Below are 14,918 nucleotides of genomic sequence, written 5' to 3' on the forward strand. Positions count from 1 at the left end.
TACAAGATAAAAACCCTGAAAATTAATTTTCAGGGTTTTGTTTTATGTAATAATTTGGATTTTCATCTTCTTCATTCAAAGATTCTAAATATTCTGCTCTCAAACGTTCTTGTTCTTGGTAAACTTCCCATAAATGCTCGGCTTGTGGGTCATAATAATTTTCTTGATCCCATTTCGGAACTTCTTTTTGTGGACCAATTTTTCGAAATAAATAGGCGAAAAACGCACCTGAAATAAATCCGCTCAAATGACCTTCCCATGAGATAGAATTACTACTTGTATCTGTTTTTAGTTGAGGTAAAATTTCTTGCGGAACCATCCCCCAAATCATTCCACCATATAATAAAATAATAATTAATGATATTGCCATCAAACCACGTTCTTTTCGGATAATACCACTAAAAAAGATAAACGAAGCCAATAAATAAACAATAGAACTTGCACCAATATGACAACTTAAGTTATCATCTAAAAATGAGGGATTTCCAATAATCCATAAGATTGTTCCTGATAAAATCCAACCAAAGAAAATAACGTAATAGGCCAATCTATCATACATTAACAAGGCGATAAAGCTTAGAAATGCCAATGGAAAAGTATTGCTAATAATGTGTTTCCATCCCGAATGGAAAAATGGTGAAAATAAAATACCTTTCAAGCCTACAAAAGTTCGAGGAATAACACCATAACAACCATCAAAGCTGTATCCATTTTGTTGAAATAGAAAGATAATCCACATGGGGATAAGTAATAATAACGGGATTATAATTGTTTTCTTTGGAAAGGGATACCTCATATAAATGGTTTCGGATGTTGCTTTCAATCTTTATTCCTTTCGAGAAATACTGCCAAAATTGGTTAAATTATGATTAAAATCGTTTGATTAATTCTTTTGCAAGCAATTTCCAATCCGTCCATTTTACACCTAATTGATGATTTTGTATAGCAATGTTATGTTGATAATCTAAATGCTTAATCACTTCTTTATAAGCTTTTATGAGGTTGAATGAAGGATCGTAGATGTGTGTTGCTTCCGAATTAGCTCCATTAACTTCGAGTATGACAAAATTTCCGTTTTGAAAATCTTCTAAACTTTTTGCTTTCAAATCAATTCGCCCATAATAAAATCCATCAATTTTTTGAGCGATTTGATCAATGGTTTCTTCTAATTTTATCGTTTTTAAATATGATCCATCCAAAAATGTAGTTCCACGACTATGATTACCAATAGGCTCTACTAATAATTGTTCACCTTTTGCAAGAATAGAATTTAACTCGTTTTGATAGCGTTTAGTTAAATAATCTTTTCGGTAAAATGCTCTTAAATTTTGATCGATTAATTCTTTTAACGTCGACTTTCCATCGCCTGTAAATGTTAAAAAATCTTTTGCTGTAATCGAAAGTATTTTACCATTTTTTTCTTTTGGTAATCGAACGTAAAATACACCAAATTCAAAATTTGATTGAATATATTCTTGTAAAATTAAATCACGATTATTTTGTTTTAAATAATGATTCCAGTCAAAAATATTTCGAATTAATTCTACTCCAATTCCACGTTCACCAAGATTTGGTTTGGCAATAAAAGGAAAATTAAACGGAAGTTTTTGTGTTGTAAATTCCTCAAAAAAAACAGTTTTTGGTTTGTAATCTTCTTCAATTTGATTCAATAAATCTATTTTCGAATAATCGATAAATCCGCCCCATTTCATTTTTGGATTTACGGAACAAAAGTAAGCTGGTGCACCTGCCTGAAAAATTTTATAAATATACCAAGGTGTTAATGGTCCATAGAATAGCCAGAATGGCCAAAATTCGTATTGTGTCCATTTCGCAATATTTGGTTTCATTTTTCTTGATTTTGAAAAGCAATTGTTGAAGAAGCAATTCCAAAATTTTGTGGAATTTTAAATGTGGGAAAATGAGTTTCAATGGCGATTTTAATCAATGCAAAATGATGAATACTATGATCAAAACAATACATTATTTCACGATAATTTGTGGTATTAATCATAAAATGTTCACCATAATAATTCTGTTTGAGTTGAATAGTTATGTCTAAATCTAAAGCTTCAATTTTAGTTTTTAAATGATTTAAAGTCGTCAAACTTTCAACAACAGAATTTTCTAACGAATGATTACGTTGTCGATCATCATAAGAAATACAACGATTTTCCTGAGCTTGTAGCAAACAAGAGTAAAACTCAATAATATGACGAAAATGTTGACCAACAGAAGCGTTTGAAATAATTTTTAATTCTTGTTGAAAAGACGAATCGTCAAATTGCAAAAGAATTGATTTCATTTCATCAAAAGAATGCGATATAGTTTTCTGAATACTCATAATTCTTTGCAAAGATAAAATTTTACATTTGAACTAAATTGAAAAATGAGATGTGTATAGTCAGTTTTTATAGAAATGATGATGAATTTGTGTTGACCCACAACCGAGACGAAGAAATTAGTCGATCTTCTTCAAATGAAATTGTAGAACAAATACGTTTCGGAAAAACCTATTTTTCGCCTGTTGATGAACGAGCAAAAGGTACTTGGATGTTCTATTCGGAGCAATATGTTGCTTGTATTTTGAATGGTGGAATCGAAAAACCATTACATCTTAAAGAGCAATACAGAGAAAGTAGAGGAATTATTTTATTAGATTTGTTGAAGTATAATACTGTAAAAGAGTTTGTTAATTCGGAAAATTTGTCAGAAATTGCACCTTTTACCATTTTTGTTTTTGAAAGAACAACTAAAAATGCTTACCTTTTGTTTTGGAATGAAAATGAATTGAGTGTAAAAGACGTTTCACAAGAAAAAATTGTAACATGGTGTTCGTCTACTTTATACAGTCCTGAAAGAAGAAATGAAATTGATCAAATTATACAATCAAATTCTACACTTTCTTCAGAAGAAATAATTGATTTACATGATCAATTAAAGATGAATAAAGGCGATTTATACGATTTCTTAGCGACTACATCTATTTCTCAAATTTTTATGAATTCATTAAGAATTGATATGAAATATTGTCAGCTATTTTGAAATTAATAGACAATAATTCCCTATTTTAGGGATTCATCAAATCATTTCGGACATAGGCATAATTTATGCTATAGTCTACCAGAATAATTATATTTGTTAAAGACAGCTTAAATAATAAAATGAACGATAATTTCTCACAACAAGTAAAAGACGTTATTTCTTACAGTAAGGAAGAAGCGTTGAGATTAGGCCACGACCAAATAGGAACGGAACACCTTCTGTTGGGGATTATTCGCGACGGTGAAGGGAAAGCCATTTCTGTCTTAGAAGCATTAAATGTTGATTTAGACGAAATGCGTCAAAAAATAGAAAACCTAAACCCAGCTAAAGAAACTCCGGTTAATAATATAAAAAATTTGAGTTTGACAAAACAAGCCGAAAGAGCGTTGAAAACCACATTCTTAGAAGCAAAATTGTTTAAAAGTCCGACTGTAAATACAATTCACTTATTATTGTGTATCCTTCGTAATGAAAACGATCCGATTACCAAGTTAATGAATAGGTTAGATATTGATTACAATACAGTAAAGGAAGAATTCAAATTTCAATTTCAAGATGAGGAAATTCAATCTCCTCGTGCAGAAAATCCATCTTTTGATGGAGGGGATTCTGATAGCGATTTTGAACGTGCGTCTACAAGTAAATCAACTTCGAAAAGTAAAACACCTGTTTTAGATAATTTCGGACGAGATTTAACAGCGATAGCACAAGAAGGAAAATTGGATCCTGTTGTTGGGCGTGAAAAAGAAATAGAACGTGTTTCTCAAATTCTTTCTCGTCGCAAAAAGAATAATCCATTGTTAATTGGAGAACCAGGTGTTGGTAAATCTGCAATTGCAGAAGGTTTAGCCTTACGAATTGTACAACGTAAAGTTTCGCGCGTTTTGTTCAACAAACGTGTAGTTACATTAGATTTAGCTTCGTTAGTTGCTGGAACTAAATACCGTGGGCAATTTGAAGAAAGGATGAAAGCCATCATGAATGAATTAGAGAAAAATGATGACATTATTCTTTTCATTGATGAATTACATACGATAGTTGGAGCAGGAGGAGCAACAGGTTCTTTGGATGCTTCTAACATGTTTAAACCAGCATTAGCTCGTGGAGAATTACAATGTATTGGTGCAACAACGTTGGATGAATATCGTCAGTACATCGAAAAAGATGGCGCATTAGTTCGTCGTTTTCAAAATGTGATGGTAGAGCCAACAACGCCTGAAGAAACATTACAGATTTTGCAGAACATCAAAGATAAGTACGAAGCGCATCATAATGTAAATTATACAGATGAAGCGTTGCAAGCGTGTGTTAATTTGACAACACGTTATATCACAGATCGTTTCTTGCCAGATAAAGCGATTGATGCTTTAGATGAAGCTGGTTCTCGCGTTCACATCAAGAATATAAAAGTACCACAAGAAATTTTAGATCTTGAAGCAAAATTAGAAGAGGTTCGTGAGGAAAAAACGAAAGTTGTGAAATCTCAGAAATACGAAGAAGCAGCTCGTTTACGTGACTCAGAAAAGCAATTAGAAAGCGATTTGAAACGTGAACAAGCAAAATGGATGCAAGAATCAAAAGAGAATCGCGAAACGGTTACAGAGGAAAATGTAGCGGAAGTAGTTTCGTTGATGTCAGGAATACCTGTTCATCGTGTTGCTGAAAAAGAATTGAAAAAATTAGTTCAAATGAATGAGTTAATGAAAGGAAAAGTAATTGGACAAGATGAAGCGGTAACGAAAGTTGTGAAAGCAATTCAACGTAATCGTGCAGGATTAAAAGATCCGAACAAACCAATAGGTTCATTCATTTTCTTAGGAACAACAGGTGTTGGTAAAACACAATTAGCGAAAGTTTTGGCGAAGGAAATCTTTGATTCTAATGATGCTTTAATTCGTATCGATATGTCAGAATACATGGAGAAATTTGCGGTTTCTCGCTTAGTAGGAGCACCTCCGGGCTATGTTGGCTATGAAGAAGGTGGTCAGTTGACAGAAGCAGTGCGTCGTAAACCATATGCAGTAATTTTGCTTGATGAGATCGAAAAAGCGCATCCTGATGTATTCAATATCTTATTACAAATTTTGGATGATGGTCATGTAACAGATAGTTTAGGTCGTAAAGTTGATTTCCGTAATACGATTATCATTTTAACATCTAACATTGGTACAAGACAATTAAAAGATTTTGGTGATGGCGTTGGATTTGGAACTTCATCGAAGAAAGATTCTGCAGATGAACGTGCAAAATCAACAATTGAAACAGCATTAAAACGTGCTTTTGCTCCAGAATTCTTAAATCGTATTGATGATATTATTTTCTTTAATTCATTAACAAAAGAAAATATCATGAAGATTATTGATATTGAGTTAGCAAGTTTAATTGAGCGTCTGACAGCATTAGATTATCATATCGAATTAACTGAAGAAGCGAAAAATTTTATTGCTGACAAAGGTTTTGATAAAGATTACGGTGCTCGTCCATTGAAACGTGCTATTCAGAAATATATTGAAGATCCGATGGCAGAGGAGATTATCAATGCGGTAATAAGTGAAGGTGATCAATTAATCCTTGACTTGAATGAAGCAAAAGATGGTGTTAAAATTTCTGTAAAAGGAAAAACGAAAGAAGAAAAATCAGAATAATTTCTAAGTTTCTATAAAAGAAAGGCTTAAACATTTTTGTTTAAGCCTTTTTTATTTCGGTAACTTTTGCCGTACATTTGTGCTCAGCAAGCCACTTTGTCGCTTCATGTACGTGAAGAGGAAAGTCCGGGCTCCAAAGAGTAAGCATAGCGGGTAACGCCCGTCCGTCGAGAGGCGAGGACAAGTGCAACAGAAAGTATGTACAGTTCGGCTGTAGTGAAACCAGGTAAACTCTATGCGGAGCAATGCCATGTATACCAGCAGTTAAGAGCTACTCGTTCGTTGCTGGGGGGTAGGCAGATTGATGTTTCAGGCAACTGAAACACTAGATAAATGACAAAGCATTTTAAATCATTAAGATGACAGAACCCGGCTTATCGGCTTGCTTTTTTACTTTTTAAAGTAAAGACTAAACAATTCAGATGTATTTGAACAATGGTTTTTCTTCAAAATATTTCTTCGATGCGTATCTATTGTATGTTTACTCAAACCAATAGCATCAGCAATATCTTGGCTTGTATAACCTCTGAACAAATATTCTACAATTTCTTTTTCTTTTTTCGTTAACAATAATGAAGAATCTGTTTTCGGATGAAGCAAGTTACTTAAACCATTTTCGATGTTATAAATTTGCATAGTTGGAATTCCACCAACTTTTATTTGTGTAATATCATTTGCTAAGCAAAAAACACGATTAGGTAATAGATTTTCGCTCAATTCATAAAAAAAATGTTGAAGATGTATTTGATGAATAATTCCTTTTTTATCTATCACACGAAAGTTATACATAAATTTATAATTGACTCTTTCCTCTGGCGTAATTTCTGTGTTAAAATTTGCAATTTTTTGTTGGATATCAATGACATTTTCTAAATCATCAGGATGAACAATTTTTACACAAAGTTCTGCGGTATATTCAGTCGGATGATAACCTAAAATAGATTCAGCTTGTGGAGAAACATACTCGAAAACAGCCGAATTAGGATTGATTACATACATAAAATATTCACCAATAGATAAACTTGCGAATGCTTGTAATGATTCTTCAATCGATTTAAAACAATCCTCCTTTTCTTCTTTATTTCTACAATCAGTATTTTCACTCCAAAGTTGTTTGACGATTGTAGTATATTCTATTAAAGATTTTTGATCAGATTTATTCATAAAATTAGATTTATTGCTTCTTCAAAATACCGATTGATGAGTATTTTTTGAATAAGCAAGATAACTTATTTTTGCAAAATAAATATATAGTAGAAGCAGTTTTGCTTTTATAACCAACCTAAATAATCTAAAACAATAAAAAAGGAGCTTTTAATAAGCTCCTTTTTTATTTTATTGAAAGGTATTAAAGTAAAGATTTTACTTTTTCGATTACTGCAGTAGAATCAATACCATATTTTTTCATCAAATCTGAAGGTGTTCCAGATTCACCGAATGTATCATTAACTGCAACAAAAGCTTGTTTTGTTGGTAATTTTTGAGCTAAAACTCGTGCAACAGACTCTCCTAAACCTCCTAAGATATTGTGCTCTTCAGCTGTAACAATTTTACCTGTTTTTTTGACAGAGTTTAAGATTATATCTTCATCCAAAGGTTTAATAGTATGAATATTGATTACTTCACAAGAGATTCCCTCTTTTTCTAATTCAGCAGCTGCAACCAAAGATTCCCAAACCAAATGTCCAGTAGCAACGATTGTTACATCAGAACCTTCGTTCATTAAAATTCCTTTACCAATTTCAAATTTTTGATCAGCTGGTGTGAAAACTGGAACCGCAGGACGTCCGAAACGCAAGTATACAGGACCTTCATATTCAGCAACAGCAAGTGTAGCCGCTTTTGTTTGATTGTAATCACAAGGATTAATCACAACCATTCCTGGTAACATTTTCATCAAACCAATATCTTCTAAAGTTTGGTGAGTTGCACCATCTTCCCCTAATGTTAAACCAGCATGTGATGCTGCAATTTTTACATTTTTGTTTGAGTAAGCGATAGATTGACGAATTTGGTCGTATACACGTGCTGTAGAAAACTCAGCAAATGTTCCAGTGAAAGGAATTTTACCACCAATTGTTAATCCTGCTGCAATTCCCATCATGTTTGCTTCTGCAATACCAATTTGGAAAAAACGCTCTGGATTTTCTTTGATAAATTGATCCATTTTTAATGAACCAATCAAGTCGGCACATAATGCAACAACGTTTGGGTTAGTTCTCCCTAACTCTGTTAATCCATCTCCAAATCCACTACGTGTATCTTTTTTTTCTGTGTATGTTAAGTCTATCATTGTTTTTGTTTTTTGTATTCGTTTTTGTATTCTTCTACTTCTTTTTTCTCATCAAATTGATACATAAAATCAGTTGGTGAAATCGTTTCGTTTTCGTCAGAATTATTTTTTAACCAATTTTCTAAAGTTTCTACATTTTCTAACACAATATTCTGTCCAACTCGGTACACCAAGCCTTTCAAATTTAATTCAGAATTGATAAACGGAACAGAGTTGATAGTAGATGTTGTATCAATACACATTTCAGTTCCATTATCATTGTCGTTATCTTTTCTAAAAATAGTATAAACTTCGCACAATTGATTTTGAATAGTTTCTTTTTTACCCGTTTTGTTCGCTACATAGTTGTTTCCGAACTCTTGATTAGTTAAACTTGGATGATTGGTAAGAAGAAATTTATTTCCTAATAAATTTTTTGTTCCTTCGAAATCTATTTTAAAAACCTTTGGATTTTCTTCTTCGCTGTAAACAGAATACATGTTTTCGTTTACTTTTAACGAAGCGAAATTTCCCATTGGTGTTCGTGTTATCATCAAATGCGCTTTGTAATCTTTGGTTGATAAAATATCTAAAAAATCTGAATAAAAATCACTTTTGATGCGATATTGTATGACGTTTTCAAATGTATACGTTTGCATTTGAGCAAAAGTAAAACTGGTGAAAAACATTAGAATAAAGCTGATTGATTTTTTCATGATCGATGAGTTTGATAAATAATTAATCCAAAGAATTAAAGAAAGTTGTTAACTTATCTTTGTCTTCTTTTTTCAGTTTATCGAATTTATTTGTAATCTCTAAAACACTTTTTCTCATTGCATCAATTGTTTCAGTTAATCCAACACTTCCGCTTTGATAGATGTACAAATCACATATTTGACCAGCGTAATTGTAAACCAAGTTCCCTAATTCTTTGTCTGTGAAAGCCGGAATTTTAGTTTTTAAATCTTTACAATGTGCTGGTGCAATTTTCAAGTAACTCTGTACATTAGGATTGTCGATTGCTAAATCAATTACACTAATATCAGTCGTTTTGTAAGTCGAAGTGTAAGGATCATAGTAATCTGCAATATCTACAGCTTCGTAAGCAGAATCTACCGCATCGGGAGCATCATCATAAGCTGTTGATACCTCAGTTAATTTAAAGTTTTTTGCATCTTCAAAATACGTTTTGAAAAGGTTGTTTAACTCTTTTACTTCTCCTTTATTAGCTAATTTATTCTTTTTGAATTGCTTAATTAATTGATTCGTAGAGCCCTCTGCTGTTGTAAGTGCAGTTGATCGTTCCAAATCAGGATTGCCATCATAATCAGCATCTGTATAAACTAAATTGTAGTTTAAACCTGCAATAGTCGAAAAAAGTTGATTAACATTATCATTTTCAGATGTTTGATAGGTATAAAAGTTAATTATCGGATCTTCGTAACGATTGTCTGTGTTGTATGCTGTATAGGTAGAATCTACAACTGTATTAGCGTACAAATCTTCGTAATACGTTTTACTTTTTTCTAATTTTTCGGAGAACTTCTCAATTTCTTTTGCTTGATCAAAAGTTAATTTTGCATTCGCTTTTCCTATTTTATCAACGGTAAAACCAAAGGTAGCTTCATCGTTCGTTGTTAAATTAACGAGCAAACCTTTGATATTTTGTTTAGACAGCAGAAAACTAATATTATCAATCGAGTTTTTTTCATCAACACAGATAGAAGTAGTCGTTTCGAAATCATCTTTTTTCGAGATTACTTCGTAATTATTACAGGTATATCCGTTGATTGTTGATGTTTTATTTAGATTAACAACATTGGTAATGTTAGAAAAATAATGATCTTGATAAGGCTTTATTTCCTCTTCACCAATCCCCTCGTAATATGAAGGAAGTTTTATCGAAAGATTATTTTCAAGCGTATTTGCAGTAACATCAAAATATTTATGATCAGTTATTAAGAATGATTCCCTAAAAAAAGTATTCCCTGTACTGTAATAATTTAAGAAATTTTGTGTGTTCTCTGCCGTTCCTAAAACAGCTTCTTTTGATAGATACATCACAAATTGAAAATTATCATTTTGTATGCTGACCAGCTCTTTGTACTCTTCAGGTAAATTAACTTTGTACGTTATTTTTTTGTCAAAAGAAAATGTTTTCTCTTGTCCAAAAGCAGTCAAAGAAAAAAGTGCAAGTATAGAATAAACTATTTTTTTCATGGTATTTTGATGATGTTAGATTGTTTTTAGTAATCTTTTAATTCAGTTTCTGGATTTTGCTCTAATGCAGAAGCTAATTGCTCGTCGTTAGGTGCTTTCCCATGCCAAGAATGACTTCCCATCATGTAATCAACACCGTTCCCCATCTCTGTATATAATAAGATAGAAACTGGTTTTCCATTACCTGTTAATGTCTTTGCTTTTTCTAAAATAGCAATAACTTTTTCTAAATTATTCCCCTCTTTTTCTTCCAAAACAATCCATCCAAAAGCTTCTAATTTCGCTTTCAAATCACCCAAAGGCATTACAACATCAGTATCTCCATCTATCTGGCGACCGTTATAATCAATTGTAGCAATTACATTATCCACTTTTTTACCAGCAGCGTACATAAATGCTTCCCAAACTTGCCCTTCTTGCAATTCACCATCACCGTGTAAGGTATAAACTAATTTGTCGTCGTTGTTTAATTTTTTTGCTTGTGCAGCTCCCAATGCAACAGATAATCCTTGTCCCAAAGACCCTGATGCAATACGAATACCTGGCAAACCTTCGTGTGTTGTTGGGTGACCTTGTAAACGTGAATCTAATTTTCTGAATGTAGCCAATTCGCTTACTGGGAAAAACCCTGTACGAGCCAATGTGCTGTAGAAAACTGGTGAAATGTGTCCGTTTGATAAGAAAAATAAATCTTCTCCTTTTCCGTCCATAGAAAAATCTGTCGAATAGCTCATGATTTTACCGTATAATGCAGCAAAATATTCTGCACAACCCAATGATCCACCTGGGTGTCCACTGTTTACGGCATGTACCATTCTCAAAATATCTCTCCTTGTTTGTTGTACTTGTGTTTGAAGTTCTTGAAGTGTCATTGTTTGTTTATAAAAATTTGAACAAAAATAATTCTTTTTTAATCGGCAAAAAAATGATAGGACATAAATCGCTACAAATAGGGGGAATAATCACCAATAAAACTTAAGTTGCGCAAGAGTTAATGAAAACCTACGTAAGAGTTGGTGAAAACCTGCGCAAGAGTTAGTAAAAACCTGCGCAAGAGTTGATGAACAAGAAGCCTCTCTTTTGTGCTTCTGATTTTATAGGTTATAAATTTTATTCATCATACAAAAAATGGAGAAACCTTTGCTTCTCCATTTTTGTGATTATTCTTCTACGTGCCATTCGCCACGATGTGGTATTAAGGCGTCGCGAACTTGTATCATTTCCGATTCTACGACAACCAAATAAGCAACCGCATATTCGGGTTCTACTTCAACAAATTCTGCAAACGTACTTTGCAATTTTTCTTTTTCTGCGTATTGTTTTAGATGAATGGCGTGATGTTTTGCCGTTGGTATAGCGTCGGGACCATAAAAATCCCAGATTAATTTTAATTTCTTTTCCATTTTTTAATTGATTTCTTTTTGACGATTAGAACTAACAAGCCACAATCCAATAAAAGTTAATAAACCATTTAGTATGATTAATTCAACACCAATTCGATAGTCGCTAAAGTTAATGACTAATTCGTTGATGATATAAGTAAAGACAGGTGCTGAAAGTGCTACTGTAATGATTGCGTATTTTTTGTAAATATTACGTTTGGTTAAAATTCCGAAAGCGAACAAACCTAATAATGGCCCATACGTGTAACCAGCAACTTCCATCACAAGATATACAATAGATTTGTTGTTGATCGCTTTAAAAACCATGATTAAAATAAAAAAAACAACCGTAAAAACTAAGTGAACACGAATACGAATCTTTTTCTTTTCCTTTTCCGATTTTACTTTGTCCTCGTTGATGTTTAATAAATCGACACAATAAGAACTTGTTACTGCTGTTAATGCACCATCGGCAGAAGGAAATAGGGCAGAGATTAAACCGATAATAAAGATAATCGAAATAATCATAGGGAAATGTTCTCCTAAAAGAGAAAGTGCAGGGAACATATCATCACCCATAATATTTTGCCCACCTTGTTGCATAAAGAAACCATCCGCGGTGTAAAAACCACCTTCGCTCATCGCATATAAATACAGTAATCCACCTAAGAAAAGGAATGCTAAATTGACAATTAACAATGTTCCTGCAAAGGTTAACATGTTCTTTTTGGAGTTGTGTAGATTGTCAACCGAAATATTTTTCTGCATCATTTCTTGGTCCAAACCAGTCATTGCAATCGTGATAAACATACCACCCAATATTGTTTTTAGGAAATAAGTTTTCGAGTTTGGGTCAAGATTAATCAAATGGGTGTAGTTCTTGGCTTGCATCATATCGTAAGCTTCGCCAACAGATAAATTAAGGTGCGATAAGATGAACCAAATACAAGCAATCAAACTAATAATCATGAAAGATGTTTGTAAGGTATCTGTAACCACAATTGTTTTTACACCACCTTCGAAGGTGTATAATAATATCATCAATAATAAGACGAATGTTGTTGCCCAAAACGGAATGCCAAGATTATCTAACAAAAAGATTTGTAAGACATTTACTACTAAATACAGGCGAGCAGTAGCACCAATCCCTCTTGAAATAATGAAGAAAACAGATCCCATTTTGTGTGCTTCGACATTGAAACGTTTCCCGAGATAGGTGTAAATTGAGGTTAAATTCATTCGGTAATACAACGGAAGTAAAACTCCGGCTACGATAAAGTAACCAAGGAAAAACCCGATGACCATCATATAATATTCGAATCCTCCGTAAATATATTCCGATCCAGTTAGCTTACCAACCGTACCTGGAACCGAAATAAAAGTAACACCACTAAGACTTGTTCCAATCATACCGAAGGCTACCAACCACCATTTACTTTTCTTGTTTCCGTTAAAGAAAGATTGATTGTCAGAATTTCGGCTGGTATAGTAAGAGATAACTAAAAGTCCTACAAAGTATACGATAACACAAAGTAGTAAAATTGTTGAGTTCATAATTTATTTAGTAAATAAGCCCAAATTTAATATTTTTGAGTTAATGATGACCGATTAATTTTAAGAAGATAATATTGTAAATTTGTCGTCTATAATTTTTTTGAACGAATGAATTACCCAAGCAAGGTTTTAGAGCGAGCTGTAGAAGAGATGTCAAATTTGCCAGGAATAGGGAAGAGAACTGCATTACGACTTGTTTTACATATGTTAAATCGTCCCAAATCTCAGACAACTGCTTTATCTGAAGCACTTTCTCATCTGGTGAATGATGTGAAGTATTGTCAGCATTGTCATACGATTTCTGATGATGAGGTTTGTGATATATGCAATAATCCTTTACGAGACGAAACAACGATTTGTGTAGTAGAAGATGTGCGTGATGTCATGGCAATTGAAAACACAGGACAATTTAAAGGACAATATCACGTTTTAGGAGGAAAGATTTCTCCAATGGAAGGCATCGGTCCAGGACAATTAAATATTCAAACCTTGGTTGATCGTGTTCAGAATGAGAATGTAAAAGAAATAATTTTTGCCTTAAGTTCGACAATGGAAGGTGACACAACTGTTTTTTATTTGTACCGACAATTAAAGAATACTGAAATTATTTTTTCAGCTATTGCGAGAGGACTTGGTGTTGGTGATGAATTGGAATATGCAGATGAAGCTACATTGGTTCGATCTATTCAGCATCGAATACCGTATTCTGAAAATAAATTTTAAATGAAAGTATCGATAATTATTGTTAGTTATAATGCACCAAAACATTTAGAGCTTTGCCTTGATTCGTGTCAACAAGCTTTACAAAACATAGATGGCGAAATCATTGTAATTGATAATAATTCATCAGAAACAGATTTTACAGTTCTACAAAACCTTTTTCCAGAGGTTAAGTTTCTGCTTCAAAAAGAGAATCATGGTTTTGCAAAAGCGAATAATATAGCTGTTGAAAAGGCTTTGGGTGAATATATTTTGATTCTTAATCCGGATACTGTTCTACCAGAGAATTTGTTTAAACCTTTAATAGAACTTCATCAATCGAAAGAAAAAATAGGATTTATAGGTGTTCGTTTGATGGATACAAATGGTAATTTTCATCCAGAATCTAAACGAAATATCCCCACAGCAAAAAACTCTTTTTCTAAACTATTTAATCGATTTAATCATTCACAAAAGAATAATTATTACAAATTAGAAGTGGAGGAGTTTGAAACGGCACCTTGCGAAATTTTGGTTGGTGCTTTTATGTTTACTACGAAAAAGATTTACCAACAAATAGGAGGGTTTGATCCACGTTATTTTATGTATGGTGAAGACATCGATTTGTCTTTCAGTGCTGAATTAGCGGGCTATAAAAACTATTATAAAGGAGATATAACCGTTTTACATTATAAAGGAGAAAGTACAAAGCGAGATAAAAAATATTACAAACATTTTTTTGAAGCAATGATGATTTTTTTGGCGAAATACTATAAAAATAATAGGTTGAATTATCAACTTTTACGTTTAGGAATTTCGATTAAATATTTGTTAGAAATCTTGAAATTTTCAATCAATCCATCAAATAATAAACTCAAAGTTGATGTAAATGAGGAAGATTTTTATTGGTTAAATCCTACTTCTGAACTACATTCGTTAACTGAGAATCATATAGTATTAGAAGCAGAGGAGTTTTCTTATCAACAAATATTATCCATTATATCAACAAATAATTCGAATACTCGATCATTTTACATTCGTCCCAAGAATTGTAATTATGTGATTGGAGATGATAAGAAAATTATTAAAATAAATGAATAA

The 14,918-nt window shown here is 32.5% G+C and carries 14 protein-coding genes and 1 other RNA gene; 5 read left to right on the forward strand and 10 right to left on the reverse strand.

The genetic code is table 11. The annotated features are described in order from the left end of the window. Nucleotides 1-22 precede the first annotated feature (22 nt). The 3 genes from NZD85_RS12850 to NZD85_RS12860 all read right to left on the reverse strand — a co-directional run bounded on the left by NZD85_RS12850 (nt 23) and on the right by NZD85_RS12860 (nt 2,344). Nucleotides 23-796, reverse strand: a complete 774-nt coding sequence (locus NZD85_RS12850) for a rhomboid family intramembrane serine protease (protein WP_260542184.1) — start codon at nt 794-796, stop codon at nt 23-25. 73 nt (nt 797-869) lie between these two features. Beyond that, entirely contained in the window at nt 870-1,850 is a 981-nt protein-coding gene (locus NZD85_RS12855) for an ATP-grasp domain-containing protein (RefSeq protein ID WP_260542185.1), read from the reverse strand. Further along, nucleotides 1,847-2,344, reverse strand: a complete 498-nt coding sequence (locus NZD85_RS12860; RefSeq protein ID WP_260542186.1) for a hypothetical protein — start codon at nt 2,342-2,344, stop codon at nt 1,847-1,849. The genes NZD85_RS12855 and NZD85_RS12860 overlap by 4 nt, the downstream gene beginning before the upstream one ends. 50 nt (nt 2,345-2,394) lie before the next feature. Here NZD85_RS12860 and NZD85_RS12865 point away from each other — a divergent pair, with 50 nt between their 5' ends. The 3 genes from NZD85_RS12865 to rnpB all read left to right on the forward strand — a co-directional run bounded on the left by NZD85_RS12865 (nt 2,395) and on the right by rnpB (nt 6,083). Beyond that, nucleotides 2,395-3,045 carry an NRDE family protein gene (locus tag NZD85_RS12865; protein WP_260542188.1) on the forward strand — a complete coding sequence of 217 codons (651 nt, stop codon included), beginning with the start codon at nt 2,395-2,397 and terminating at the stop codon, nt 3,043-3,045. 119 nt (nt 3,046-3,164) lie between these two features. Further along, on the forward strand, nt 3,165-5,690 hold the full coding sequence (locus NZD85_RS12870) for an ATP-dependent Clp protease ATP-binding subunit (RefSeq protein WP_260542190.1): 2,526 nt from the start codon (nt 3,165-3,167) through the stop codon (nt 5,688-5,690). A gap of 83 nt (nt 5,691-5,773) precedes the next feature. Continuing rightward, nucleotides 5,774-6,083, forward strand: an RNA gene (rnpB, locus tag NZD85_RS12875) — RNase P RNA component class A. Here rnpB and NZD85_RS12880 read toward each other — a convergent pair. From NZD85_RS12880 to NZD85_RS12910, 7 genes are all read right to left on the reverse strand, one after another. Beyond that, on the reverse strand, nt 6,081-6,854 hold the full coding sequence (locus NZD85_RS12880) for a LuxR C-terminal-related transcriptional regulator (protein WP_225541189.1): 774 nt from the start codon (nt 6,852-6,854) through the stop codon (nt 6,081-6,083). The genes rnpB and NZD85_RS12880 overlap by 3 nt on opposite strands. A 184-nt stretch (nt 6,855-7,038) precedes the next feature. Continuing rightward, the gene (locus NZD85_RS12885) at nt 7,039-7,980 is read right to left on the reverse strand and encodes a transketolase family protein (protein ID WP_260544587.1); all 942 of its coding nucleotides are present in this window, start codon (nt 7,978-7,980) and stop codon (nt 7,039-7,041) included. After that, the gene (locus NZD85_RS12890) at nt 7,980-8,678 is read right to left on the reverse strand and encodes a hypothetical protein (RefSeq protein ID WP_260542195.1); all 699 of its coding nucleotides are present in this window, start codon (nt 8,676-8,678) and stop codon (nt 7,980-7,982) included. Before NZD85_RS12890 ends, NZD85_RS12885 begins: the two co-directional genes overlap by 1 nt. A 22-nt stretch (nt 8,679-8,700) precedes the next feature. Next, on the reverse strand, nt 8,701-10,182 hold the full coding sequence (locus NZD85_RS12895) for a hypothetical protein (protein WP_260542197.1): 1,482 nt from the start codon (nt 10,180-10,182) through the stop codon (nt 8,701-8,703). Between the two features lie 26 nt (nt 10,183-10,208). Continuing rightward, the gene (locus tag NZD85_RS12900; protein WP_171623241.1) at nt 10,209-11,054 is read right to left on the reverse strand and encodes a transketolase; all 846 of its coding nucleotides are present in this window, start codon (nt 11,052-11,054) and stop codon (nt 10,209-10,211) included. A gap of 288 nt (nt 11,055-11,342) precedes the next feature. Then, nucleotides 11,343-11,585 carry a hypothetical protein gene (locus NZD85_RS12905; RefSeq protein WP_225539772.1) on the reverse strand — a complete coding sequence of 81 codons (243 nt, stop codon included), beginning with the start codon at nt 11,583-11,585 and terminating at the stop codon, nt 11,343-11,345. A 3-nt stretch (nt 11,586-11,588) separates the two neighbouring features. Beyond that, nucleotides 11,589-13,118 carry a sodium:solute symporter gene (locus tag NZD85_RS12910; protein ID WP_260542201.1) on the reverse strand — a complete coding sequence of 510 codons (1,530 nt, stop codon included), beginning with the start codon at nt 13,116-13,118 and terminating at the stop codon, nt 11,589-11,591. Nucleotides 13,119-13,226: 108 nt separating this feature from the next. Here NZD85_RS12910 and recR point away from each other — a divergent pair, with 108 nt between their 5' ends. After that, the gene (gene recR / locus NZD85_RS12915) at nt 13,227-13,841 is read left to right on the forward strand and encodes a recombination mediator RecR (RefSeq protein WP_171623245.1); all 615 of its coding nucleotides are present in this window, start codon (nt 13,227-13,229) and stop codon (nt 13,839-13,841) included. After that, a complete protein-coding gene (locus tag NZD85_RS12920; RefSeq protein ID WP_260542204.1) occupies nt 13,842-14,918 on the forward strand; it encodes a glycosyltransferase family 2 protein in 1,077 nt (358 codons plus the stop codon). It abuts the gene before it with no gap.

This window comes from Empedobacter stercoris (genome assembly GCF_025244765.1).
GTDB lineage: Bacteria > Bacteroidota > Bacteroidia > Flavobacteriales > Weeksellaceae > Empedobacter > Empedobacter stercoris.

Coding starts and splice junctions, on each gene's coding strand:
- NZD85_RS12850 (WP_260542184.1), bottom strand. CDS start 796: ATGAGGTATCCCTTTCCAAAGAAAACAATTATAATCCCGTTATTATTA.
- NZD85_RS12855 (WP_260542185.1), bottom strand. CDS start 1,850: ATGAAACCAAATATTGCGAAATGGACACAATACGAATTTTGGCCATTC.
- NZD85_RS12860 (WP_260542186.1), bottom strand. CDS start 2,344: ATGAGTATTCAGAAAACTATATCGCATTCTTTTGATGAAATGAAATCA.
- NZD85_RS12865 (WP_260542188.1), top strand. CDS start 2,395: ATGTGTATAGTCAGTTTTTATAGAAATGATGATGAATTTGTGTTGACC.
- NZD85_RS12870 (WP_260542190.1), top strand. CDS start 3,165: ATGAACGATAATTTCTCACAACAAGTAAAAGACGTTATTTCTTACAGT.
- NZD85_RS12880 (WP_225541189.1), bottom strand. CDS start 6,854: ATGAATAAATCTGATCAAAAATCTTTAATAGAATATACTACAATCGTC.
- NZD85_RS12890 (WP_260542195.1), bottom strand. CDS start 8,678: ATGAAAAAATCAATCAGCTTTATTCTAATGTTTTTCACCAGTTTTACT.
- NZD85_RS12895 (WP_260542197.1), bottom strand. CDS start 10,182: ATGAAAAAAATAGTTTATTCTATACTTGCACTTTTTTCTTTGACTGCT.
- NZD85_RS12900 (WP_171623241.1), bottom strand. CDS start 11,054: ATGACACTTCAAGAACTTCAAACACAAGTACAACAAACAAGGAGAGAT.
- NZD85_RS12905 (WP_225539772.1), bottom strand. CDS start 11,585: ATGGAAAAGAAATTAAAATTAATCTGGGATTTTTATGGTCCCGACGCT.
- NZD85_RS12910 (WP_260542201.1), bottom strand. CDS start 13,118: ATGAACTCAACAATTTTACTACTTTGTGTTATCGTATACTTTGTAGGA.
- recR (WP_171623245.1), top strand. CDS start 13,227: ATGAATTACCCAAGCAAGGTTTTAGAGCGAGCTGTAGAAGAGATGTCA.
- NZD85_RS12920 (WP_260542204.1), top strand. CDS start 13,842: ATGAAAGTATCGATAATTATTGTTAGTTATAATGCACCAAAACATTTA.